General features: G+C 73.8%; 6 protein-coding genes. 3 read left to right on the plus strand and 3 right to left on the minus strand.

Translation table 11 applies throughout. From position 1 onward, the window contains the following. Positions 1 to 43: 43 nt before the first annotated feature. A complete protein-coding gene (locus AC3IX6_RS00290; protein WP_489368123.1) occupies positions 44 to 790 on the plus strand; it encodes a TetR/AcrR family transcriptional regulator in 747 nt (248 codons plus the stop codon). Between the two features lie 180 nt (positions 791 to 970). Continuing rightward, positions 971 to 2,317, plus strand: coding sequence for a KamA family radical SAM protein (locus AC3IX6_RS00295; protein ID WP_489368124.1), 1,347 nt, complete (start codon positions 971 to 973; stop codon positions 2,315 to 2,317). 85 nt (positions 2,318 to 2,402) lie between these two features. Here the strand turns inward: AC3IX6_RS00295 and AC3IX6_RS00300 are convergent, their stop codons facing one another. Genes AC3IX6_RS00300 through AC3IX6_RS00310 form a run of 3 tightly spaced genes read right to left on the minus strand, consistent with a single transcriptional unit; the run spans position 2,403 to position 7,363 of the window. Beyond that, positions 2,403 to 2,993, minus strand: a complete 591-nt coding sequence (locus AC3IX6_RS00300) for a hypothetical protein (RefSeq protein ID WP_489368125.1) — start codon at positions 2,991 to 2,993, stop codon at positions 2,403 to 2,405. Continuing rightward, positions 2,990 to 3,367, minus strand: a complete 378-nt coding sequence (locus tag AC3IX6_RS00305) for a PadR family transcriptional regulator (protein ID WP_489368126.1) — start codon at positions 3,365 to 3,367, stop codon at positions 2,990 to 2,992. Before AC3IX6_RS00305 ends, AC3IX6_RS00300 begins: the two co-directional genes overlap by 4 nt. A 60-nt stretch (positions 3,368 to 3,427) precedes the next feature. After that, positions 3,428 to 7,363: an nSTAND1 domain-containing NTPase gene (locus AC3IX6_RS00310; protein WP_489368127.1), complete on the minus strand. Its 3,936-nt coding sequence runs from the start codon at positions 7,361 to 7,363 to the stop codon at positions 3,428 to 3,430. A gap of 360 nt (positions 7,364 to 7,723) precedes the next feature. Here AC3IX6_RS00310 and AC3IX6_RS00315 point away from each other — a divergent pair, with 360 nt between their 5' ends. Then, positions 7,724 to 11,095 carry a S8 family peptidase gene (locus AC3IX6_RS00315; protein ID WP_489368128.1) on the plus strand — a complete coding sequence of 1,124 codons (3,372 nt, stop codon included), beginning with the start codon at positions 7,724 to 7,726 and terminating at the stop codon, positions 11,093 to 11,095. The last annotated feature ends 152 nt before the right edge of the window (positions 11,096 to 11,247 follow it).

Raw genomic sequence — 11,247 nt, forward strand, 5'->3', positions numbered from 1 at the left:
GGTGTTGGCATAAGGGCCGAACGGTCCGGGAGGAGTGTCCGCGATGCCGAAGGACGTGGTTCCGGAGGAGGCCCGCCGCCGCCGTCGGCCGACCCGGCAGGGCACGGTGCTCTCCGAGCGGCTGATCGTCGAGACGGCGCTGCGGATGGTGCGGGAGCACGGAAGCGCGGGCCTGAGCGCCCGGCGGCTCGGCACCGCCCTGGGCGCGGACCCCAGCACCCTCTACCGCTACTTCGACGGCATGGACGGGCTCACTCTGGCCATCGGTGAGGAGCTCATCGGCCGGGCCCTCGCCGGCTGGGTCCCGACCGGGCGCTGGCGCGAGGATCTGCGCACCCTGGGCCTGCGCATTTACGGTGCCTACCTCGCCCATCCGCAGGCCGCCCTGCTGACCACGAGCCGGGTGACCGGGCGGCCCCGGGAGATCGCGGCCGACGAGGCCATCCTGGGCAGCCTGCGCGGCGCGGGGTTCGGCGATGAGGCCGCCGTGCGGATCTACCACGCCTACATCGACCAGTGCCTGGCCTTCGCGGCGCTCGACGCGGGATCCCTGGCGCTGACGGAGCAGGCCCGGGAGTCCGATGAGGAGCGGTGGGAGTCGACGTACGCCCGCCTGCCGGCCGGGGCGTACCCGAACATCGCCGCCACCGCCGGGCTCCTCGCGGCCCGGATGCCGCACAGTGCCTATCCGGTCGCGCTGGACATGCTGCTCGAGAGCGCCGAGCGCGAGCTGACCAGCTCGCGACCGGGCCGGGCAGGGCGGGGGCGAGGAGCGAGCCCGACGGGCTGATCACCGTACCGGGGGCGACGGGGCCGAAACGGCACAAGTCGCCTTGACGGGCCTCTCGTTCCGGCCATGCGCTGCGCCTATCGGCCGACCTTCGGTCCACCGCGCTCCGCCCGGCCCGATCGAACTACGATCATGGAACTTGCCCACCCGGGTGGACTGATGAAGCCGGAGGCCTCCGTCATGCCCTCAACGCCCCTCGCGGCCCTGGAGACGGAGAGGTTCCACGCCTACGGCGCCCGCCACGTGGACGAGTTGAGCCACAGATTCGGGATTCCGGGCCACCTCTCCCGGTCCATCAAGTCCCTCGCCTCCGTTCTGCCGTTCCGGGTGAACGAGTACGTCCTCTCCCAGCTGATCGACTGGGGGAACGTTCCGGACGATCCGATCTTCCAGATGGTCTTCCCGCAGAGCGGGATGCTCCGGACCGAGGACGAGCTGCGGCTGGCAGGCCTCGTGGACGATCCCGGCGCGAGGAAGGAACTCCGGCTCGCGGTCCAGCAGATCCGAAGCGGCCTCAACCCCCATCCCTCGGGCCAGAAGCAGCTCAACGTCCCCACCCTGGACGGGGATTCGGTGCCCGGCCTCCAGCACAAGTACCGCGAGACCGTCCTGTACTTCCCCGGCCAGGGACAGACCTGCCACGCGTACTGCACCTACTGCTTCCGGTGGGCGCAGTTCGTGGGGGACGCCGATCTGCGCTTCGCCGCCCCCGCGCCCGACGGCCTCGTGGACTACCTGGGCCGGCACCCCGAGGTCGACGACGTACTCGTCACCGGCGGCGACCCCATGATCATGTCCACCGAGCGGCTGCGCGGCCACCTCGGCCCCCTCCTGGGGGTGCCCCGTGTGCGTACCGTCCGCATCGGCACGAAGTCGGTCGCCTACTGGCCCCAGCGGTTCGTCACGGACACGGACGCCGACGACGTGCTCCGGCTCTTCGAGGACGTCGTGGCAGCGGGGAAGAACCTGGCGCTGATGATGCACTTCACGCATCCGCGAGAGCTGGAGTCCGACCTCGCCCGCCGGGCCATCGCCCGGATCCGGTCCACCGGCGCGATGGTCTACTGCCAGGCGCCCCTGGTCGCCCACGTCAACGACGACCCGCGGACCTGGAGCGCGCTGTGGCGCGCGGAACTGGCCGCGGGCACGGTCCCGTACTACATGTTCGTCGAGCGGGACACCGGCCCGTACGAGTACTTCAAGGTGCCGCTCGCCCGTGCCCACGACATCTTCCGGTCCGCCTACCGGACCCTGCCCGGGCTCGCCCGCACGGTGCGCGGGCCGGTCATGTCGGCCACGCCCGGCAAGGTGGTCGTCGACGGAGTCACCGAGACCGCCCGGGGCCGCTTCTTCCAGTTGCGCATGCTCCAGGCCCGCGACCCGCAGCTGGTCGGCCGTCCCTTCCTGGCCCACTACAGCGAGGACGCCGCCTGGCTGGACGAGCTCGAACCCGCCGACGACACGCCCCCGGACATCGCCGCGGCCCTGCGGGGCGGAGTGCGGCGGCAGTCCGCGGACGGATCGTAGAGGGCTGGAACGGGCCGGGATCGCCGGCCGGCCACCGGCCCGGTCCGCGGCGGGTACCGCCGTTGCGCGATCACGGACCTCGTCGTCACTGGCCCCGAGGGCTGACGGTGTCCTCGCCGGAGAGATCGCCGCTCCTCCTGGCCCGCGCGTCGGCGACGACGTAGGGCAGGCCGGGCAGCAGCAGGACCGGCGCCGCCCACAGCGGCAGCGTGAACAGCGCCCCGTCACCTGCCAGGAGGAGGGTGAGTATCGCGGCGGGCAGGGCTGTGACGAGGCCGAGCCCCCAGCTCGCCCACAGGCCCAGGCTGCCGCGCCGCAGCTCCCAGACCACCGTGGCCACACCGAGGACCATCCAGAAGACCAGGTCGTCGGCGGTCACGGCGAGCGTGGTGCTCCAATGACGCAGGTGGGAGAAGAGCAGGACGCAGCCGAGCATGAAACAGGCCAGGGACACGATGCGCAGCGCCCGCCGGGAGAGCGGGGCGCGCGCCCGTGCCCATGCCGCGGCGAAGCCGCGGACGTCCCGGCCGACGACGTCCTGTCCCGTGCGGCCGGCGGCCTGCGCGTCCTCCAGGTGGGCGGAGAGCTCGTCGAGCATCTCCCGCACGGACGCGTCGTCGATCCCCCGGTACTCCCAGTTGCTGCGGCAGGCCGCGAGTATCCGCGCGTTCGTCATGGTGTGGTTCCCCCCGTGGGTTCCGTGGCGGTCAGGATGCGTCCCACCTGCCCCGCGAAGGCGAGCCAGTCGGCCCGGCCGCCGCTCAGCTCGGCGTCCCCCGCCCGGGTCAGGCGGTAGTACTTGCGCGGGGCGCCCCCGCTCGAAGAGGCGGCGCGGTAGGAGGAGATGAGCCCCGCCCGCTCCATCCGCGCGAGCAGCGGATAGATACTGCCGTCGCTGACCAGCTCCAGCCCGCCGGCGGCGAGCGCCTCGGCGAACTCGAAGCCGTACATGGGCCGTTCGGCGATCAACGACAGAAGACACAGGTCGAGCACTCCCCGCAGGAGCTGGCTGCGCCGTTGGTCGCCGGCCGCAGGCAGTTCCTTTGTCATGCGGTACAAGATAGTTAGTGAGTATCTTGTACCGCAAGAAAGTGCCGTACGCGGGCTCTGTCAGCAGGTCTTTCGGTAAGGGAGATCCGGGAGGTAGGTGTGCCAGTCGGACCGGGAGAGGCCTGCTCCTGCGCGGGTGCAGACGGATTCCGCGAGGTGCTCCGGGGCCACCTGGTGGGTGCGGACGGTGCTGTGTTCGCCCGCGCTGTGCAGGGTGTGGCCGTCGGGTGAGAAGGTGACGGCGACGATGCCGTCGCCTGGGGTCGGCAGCGGTGGTCCCAGGGGCCGGCCCGAGTTCACGTCCCAGAGCCGGAGGGTGCCGGAGGCGCCCGCCACGGCCAGGGTCCGGCCGTCGGGGGAGAAGGCCAAGGCCGTTACGGACCTTGCGGAGGCGAGGCCGATCTCGTCGGACCCGGCCGGGAGGGTCGCCAGTCGCCGCTCGGCCTCCCCGTCCCACAGGGTGACCCCGCCCGTGGTGTCACCGACCGCCAGGCGCGTGCCGTCGGGGCTGTAGGCCATCACCCCGCCCGGTTCCATGGCGGGGCCCCGTTCGGTGCGCCGGCCGGTGGCGATGTCGAAGGTGTTCGAGGAGGTCGCGAGCAGTCGGCCGTCGGGGCGGACCGCGACCGGGGCGGCCCGGTCGCTCCCGCGGCTCACCACGGAGGACGTCCGGTCCTTGGTGAGCTCCTGAGACCCGGTCCGGCGTCCGCTCGCCACGTCCCGTACGTCCAGGGTGTCCGCGCCCGCACGGGTCGTGAGCAGGGACCGGCCGTCGGGCGAGACGGCCATTCCCGTGATGGGCATCCGGGCGGCGGCCGAGGGTTTCGGGTCCGCGGGGAGCGGGCGGGCCTTGTTCGCCGGCACGTCCCACAGGGCCGGCTCCTGCGCGGTCTCCCGCTGTCCGCCCCCGGCGTCGGAGCCTGCGGCGGAGTCGGTTCGGGCGTGGGCGAGGGTCTGTCCGTCGGGGCTGAGCGCGAGGAGGACCCGGCAGTCGTGTTCCGTGGGCGCTCCGGTGGATCCCGGTTCGGCTTTCGGGCAGTCGGCCGGCGGGGTACGGGCCGTGCGCCGGCCGTCGGCGACGGCGTAGGCCTCGAGCCAGGTACTGGAGCCCTGCCTGCGGTCGACCGCGACGGTCTTGGCGTCCGCGCTGAAGGTGCCCGTGGATGCCGGTTCGGGGTTCCAGTCCGGGGTCGTGGCCGGTCCGTACGAGATCGAGCGCACCATGGTGTCCCCGAGCCGGCGTTCGGTCAGGTACCGGATGACGCCGTCCTTCGGGTCGATCCGGAGCTGGGAGGCGGCCCCGTTGGCGAGGGAGTAGCGGAAGACCGGTCGTTCGGGCGTGGCGAGGCGCCACATCAGGATCTCCCGGCCGTCGACGGCCGCGGCGAACCGGCCGTCGGGGCTGGTGGTCACCTCGGTCAGCCCCGGGTGGTCGATCCGGCCCGGTTCCCGGCCCGTGACCGGATCCCACAGGCTCAGGCCGCCCGGTGCCCGGGTGAGGAGGACGGCGCCTTCGCCGGTGAAGCGGAACGAGTCGACGGCGCACCCGCCGGGTCGGGCGGCGGGCAGCTCCGTGCCGCGGGCCACGTCCCACACCCTCAGGGGCACGTCGGCCCGTTCGAAGGGGCTCACCGCATCCCCTCCCCTGGTGCACAGGGCCAGGTGGCGTCCGTCCGGGCTCAGTTCCCACATCGGATACCGCCCGGTCGGCACCTCCAGCAGGGTGCGGCCGCTGCCGGCGTCCCGGAGCGAGAGCCGGCCGACGGCGCCGTCCATCTCCTGGTTGGCGAGGACCTGTCCGGCTGCCGTCCAGGCAACCGACGGGCCCGCCGGCCGGGGCGCGGCGTCGAGCGGCGTCCCGGACACCAGGTCCAGTCGACGTGCCCCGTTCCCGGATCCGGGCCCCGTCTTCTCCCGGGACCCCTGCACCAGGACGGTGCGGCCGTCCGGGGAGATCCCGCGGAACAGCGTGCCCTCGTCGAGGGTCGTCTGCGGTCCGATCGCCGTCCTCTTCGTGACGTCCCAGGCGCGTACGGAGTCCACGTCGACGGTGACCGCGGTCCGGCCGTCCGCGCTCAGCCGGACCGGGAGCGCGGGGTGGGAGGTCCAGGGCCCCGCCTCGTCGGGCACGTCGTAGGCGTCGGACTCGGCCTGGGCGGACGCCGCCAGCAGCGCCGACCGGGTCTCGGCGGTCTCTGCGACCCGCCAGGCGGCCACGCTCAGCCGCATCGCCAGCGCGGGGTCGGAGCTCCGCAGGCCCTGGGCCACGGCTGCCAGCTGTCCGGCGGCCAGTTCCTGTCCTTTGGCCTTGCGGATCTCGGCGTCGACCCGCTGGCGGACGTTGTCGCGGCCCTGCTGCCAGGCGGTCGTGCCGGCCACCGTGAGGAGGACGAGGAGGAGGGCGACGACGGAGGTGACGCCGCGACGGATCCGGCGCGTGCGGGCGCGGGACGCGAGGCCCGCACGCAGGAACTCCCGTTCCGTCGGGATCAGCTCGGCGGAACGGCCCGCGCCGTCCGCGAACGTGGCCTCGGCTTCGGCCAGTTCCCCTCCGCGCAGGAGCGCCCCGGTGTCGCGCCGTCGGGTCAGCCAGTTCTGGGTGGCCTGGGTCAGCCGGCGGTGGCGTCGCAGCCGTTCGCGGTCGGTGTCGATCCAGTCGCGCAGCCGCGGCCACGCGGTGATCAGGGCCTCGTGCGCGAGGTCCACGACGTCCCGGTCCAGGGTGACGAGCCGGGCCCGGGCCAGCCGGTCGAGCACGGCCCCCGCTTCGGCGGCCTCCGGCGAGTCCGGGGGCACGAGGGTGTCGCGGGGTACGGGCCGCCGGGTGTCGGGGGCTCCGTCGCCGGGGGTGATCAGGTTCAGCAGGAGGCGGCGCGCGACGGGGGCGCGGTCGGGCCCGAGCGCCGCGTACACCTCCTCGGCGGTCTGGGCCAGGGCGCCGCGCAGACCACCGGCCGCCTCGTGCCCGGCCAGGGTCAGGGTGCGCCCGCGGCGGCGCCGCCAGGTCTCCAGCAGGGCGTGGGAGAGCAGCGGCAGGCTGCCGGGTTCGCGGGTGACCTCGTCCACGAGCCGGGCGGTGAGGGCGCGTTCGACGGTGAGACCGGCCGCGGCCGCGGGGCGCACGATCGCGCCGCGCATCTCCTCTGCGGTCAGCGGGCCCACGGGGAGGGTCGCGGCTCGGGCGGCCTCGGCCAGGGCGGGGTGGGCCAGGCAGTTCGCGTAGAAGTCGGCGCGCACGGCGAGCACCACGCGGATCCGGCTTGCGGGGCGGCGGGCGGCGAGGAGGGCCGCGAGGAAGTCCCGCCGTTCGTCGGGGTCGGTGCAGAGGGTGAAGACCTCCTCGAACTGGTCGACGATCAGCCAGGTCTCGCCGTCTCCGTCGGCCGGGGTGAGCACCGGCCCGTGGGTGCGCATCGGGTGTTCGCCGGGGGTGAGGACGCGCAGGGCCGCGGCGGGTGGCAGCGGCGGCGCGGAGCGGCGCAGCCGCGGGATGAGGCCGGCCCTCAGCAGGGAGGACTTGCCGCTGCCGGAGGGGCCGAGGAGGACGCCGAAGCGGTGTTCGGTGACCAGGGCCGTCAGTTGGTCGGTCAGCTGTTCCCGGCCGAAGAACACGGCCTCGTGCTCGGGTTCGAAGCGCGTGAGGCCGCGGTAGGGCGCAGTGCCTGCGCCGTCGGCGCCGAGGTCGAGGGAGGCCAGGGCTTCGGTCGCGGCTTCGGCCTCGGTCGCGGCTTCGGCCTCGCGCCAGCGTCGTTCCCATTCCGTCCGGGCGCCGCCGCACGCCTCGGCGTAGGCCAGCGCCACGGGCAGGCTCGGGAGCCGGTTCCCGGCGGCGGCCTGGGAGAGCGCCGTCACCGAATAGCCGGCCCGCGCGGACAGTTCCCGGTAGGGGACGGAGCCGGCCGCGCGGCGCAGTGCGCGGAGCTCACCGGCGAACCGGGCGGTCGGACCAGCCTGTGGATCGAGCGCCTTCTCCGGCCTTCCCACACCACTGCGCACGCTGCTCCCCTCCCCCGGGGTCAAGATCGTTTCCACCGTAGGCGGGGGCACCAGGGGCCACAAGAGCCTCTTCGGCCACGGAAAACAATTGTTCAGCCGCCCGGATCGAGGCTGCTGAACAATGCGCGAGCCGGTGGACTGCTGCCGTACCCCGGTCGCCGAGCGGCCCGGACGGCTCGCCCTTCCCACTCCCCGCCTCTCCCCCTAGGGGCCGGTGGGACACGGGCCGTCCGGGCCCCGGCGACCGGCGTCACCCCACCGCCACGCACACACCGCGTACGACACGTGCGCCACGTGCGCCACACGACGGGGCGCGCTCCACGGCTCCGGCCGCCGTGCGCGCCTTCCACAGGAGCAGAGTTGTTCACACGGACCCACAGGGCTCGACGCGCCGCGGGGGCCCTCGCCCTCGCCACGGCCGTCGTCGCCCTCAGCACGGGGCTGACCGGCCCCGCGGGGGCGGCACCCGCCGCCTCCCCCACCAGGAGCACCACGGACACCCCCGTGACCGTCACGCTGATCACCGGTGACCGCGTGACCGTGAACGGCAGCGGCGCCGTCGTGCGCTTCGAGCCCGGCAAGGGCCGTGAGCGCGTACCGGTACAGATCGAACGCGCCGACGGCCGCACCCTGGTCCTGCCCGCCGACGCCCGGGGCCTGCTCGCCGCGGGCAAGCTGGACCGGCGCCTCTTCGACGTCACCACGCTCGCCGACCCGACCCTGCGCGCCCTGCACCGCGGCGCACTCGGCCTGATCGTCCAGTACGAGGGCTCCGCCGGAGCGGCGCGCGCCGAGCTGCGGTCCGCCGCGGGCAACGGCGCGGGGCCCGCCCTGCAGACCGTCAACGCCGAAGCCGTCAAGGCCTCGCCCGCCGACGCCACGAAGGTCTGGGAGGCCTTGACCGAGCCCACCCCGCGGGGCCTGCGCGCCACCGGCGCCGGCATCGGCAAGGTGTGGCTGGACGGCGTCCGCAAGGCGAGCCTGGACAAGAGCACGCGGCAGATCGGCGCCGACCGGGCCTGGCAGGCCGGCTTCGACGGCACGGGCGTGAAGATCGCCGTCCTGGACACCGGTGTCGACAAGACCCACGCGGACCTGAAGAGCCAGGTCGTCGGGGAGAAGAACTTCTCCGACTCCCCCGACGCCACCGACCGCGTCGGCCACGGCACCCACGTGGCCTCCATCGCGGCCGGGACCGGGGCCGCGTCCGGCGGAACGCTCAAGGGCGTCGCGCCCGGCGCCAAGGTGATCAGCGGCAAGGTCCTCGACGACCGGGGCTACGGCAGCGATTCCGCGGTCATCGCGGGCATGGAGTGGGCCGTCGCCGAGGGCGCCGACGTCGTCAACCTCAGCCTCGGAAGCCGGGACTTCCCCGGCGTCGACCCGGTCGAGGCCACCGTCGACCGGCTGTCTGCGGAGAAGGGCGTCCTGTTCGCCGTCGCCGCGGGCAACGACGGTGCCGGCGAGTCCACGGTCGGCTCTCCCGGCAGCGCCGACGCCGCCCTGACCGTCGGCGCCGTCGACTCCAAGGACGTCCTCGCGGAGTTCTCCAGCCGGGGCCCGCGCGTCGGCGACGGAGCGGTCAAGCCCGACGTCACCGCGCCCGGCGTCGGCATCGCCGCCGCGGCGGCCCCGGGCAGCCGGCTCGACACGGACCCCGGGGCCCAGCACCCGGCCCCGGGTTACCTGAAGCTGAACGGCACCTCCATGGCCACCCCGCACGTGGCCGGAGCGGCAGCGCTGCTCAAGCAGAAGAACCCCGGCTGGACCGGAACCGAGCTCAAGGGCGCGCTCACCGCGTCCACGAAGGACGGTTCGGTCGGCGTCCAGCAGCAGGGCACGGGCCGCGTACAAGTGGACAAGGCCCTCACCCAGACGGTGATCACCGAGCAGGCGTCGGTGTCCCTCGGCACGGCCCAGTGGCCGCACGCCGACGACGTGCCGCTCACCAAGAAGATCGCCTACCGCAATCTCGGCACCACCGACATCACCCTCGACCTCTCGGTGAGCGGCACCGATGCCCGCGGCAAGTCCGCCCCGGCCGGGTTCTTCGCGCTCGGCACCAACAAGGTGACCGTGCCCGCGGGCGGCCGGGCCGAGGTCGACCTGGCCGCCGACACCCGGCTCGGCGACACCGACGGCGCCTTCTCCGCCTACGTCACCGCCACCGGCGGCGGCCAGTCGGTGCGGACCGGCGCGGCGGCCGTCCGTGAGGCCGAGGCGTACGACGTCACCATCACGACCGTCGACCGCGACGGCGGACCCGCCCGCGAGTTCGCCCACTCCCTGTTCGGCATCGGCGGCGCCGCCGACGGCATATGGACGGGCGTCAGCAACGAGTCCGGCTCCGGTACCCTGCGGCTGCCCAAGGGCACCTACGCCCTGCACGGCGCCGTGTACCAGGACGGCTCGGACCTCACCAAGGGCGTCGACTGGCTGGTCCAGCCGCGGCTGGAGGTCTCCGGGACCACCACGGTCACGGTCGACGCGCGCACCGCGAAGCCGGTGGACATCACCGTTCCCGGTCTGGCCACGGCCGACTTCGCCCTGCCTTACTACCAGCAGGCGGTCGGCGAAGGCCACCTCGGAAACGGCTGGGTCCTCCCCAAGGGGTACACCGGGTTCCGCTCCGCCCACATGGGGCCGGCCGTGACCGACGGCTCGCTCACGCAGAGCTGGCTGGCGACCTTCCTCAAGGGCCCGGCCACCCAGTACTCCGTTGCCCTCGGCGGCGTGACGAACCGTCTCGCCACCGGGTACACACGGCACGTGAAGGCGAACCAGCTGGCGAAGCTCTCCGTCGACATGGGCGCGGCCGCCCCCGGCAAGTCCGGCTTCGCCTACGCCGCCCCCACCCTGCCCGGCATGCCTCAGGGCGACTTCTACGGGGCCGTCCAGCCCGCTCCCGGCACCCGTACGCTCCTGCTCTCCGCCCTCGACGGCGCGACCTGGCGGAGCGGGTTCTGGCAGCTCGGCGCCCCCGACGCGGACGGGAACCAGCGCATCGAGGCCGACCAGGCCGCCCTGGATCCGAAGCGCTACGCGGCGGGCTCCTCCCACCGCGAGACCTTCAACACCGGAGTCTTCTCACCGCTCCTGGGCAAGGGCCTGGGTGTGTTCCGCACCGCGCCCGACCCGGAGACGGGCCGGCAGACCATCACCGCCGCGGTGCCCCTCTCCAGCGACGGCGCGGGACACGCGGGCTCCTCGTCCCTGACCAAGGCCGCCACCACCCTGTACCGCAACGGCATCAAGGTCGCCGAGAACGAGGACCCGCTGAGCGGCTGGGAACCCTTCACGGTCGACGGCGCCGACGCCGAATACCGGCTGGCCACCTCCGTCGAGCGGTCCCCGGACATCTCCCCCGTCTCGACCCGCATCGACACGAGCTTCACCTTCCGCTCCGGTCAGGTCGCCGACCGGACCGCGCTCCCGGTCTCCACGGTGCGCTTCCGGGCCCCGCTCGACATGGCCTCCCGCGCCCCGGCGGGCAAGGTCACCCGGATCCCCGTGACCGTGCAGGGCGCGGCCTCCGGGAAGAACCTCAAGTCGCTGACGGTCTCCGTGAGCGAGGACGGCGGCACGACCTGGAAGCAGGTCAAGGTCACCGACGGCGCGTTCTCCGTCCGGAACCCCGCGAAGGACCGGGGTATCTCCTTCCGGGCCCAGGTCACCGACAAGCAGGGCAACGTCTCCGAGGTCACGGTCATCAACGCCTACCTGGGCAAGTGATCCCGCTTCCTTGAGCCGACGGCTCCAGGGGGAGGCCGGTACCCGGCCTCCCCCGAACCCGCCCGTCCACCCGACAGCCCGCCCGCCCGCCCCGATAGGGGGCGGGCGGGCTGTCGGCCGTCCAGACGGCGGGCAGCCACTGGCCCGCCGCT

Source organism: Streptomyces sp. GL_141 (assembly GCF_057834385.1).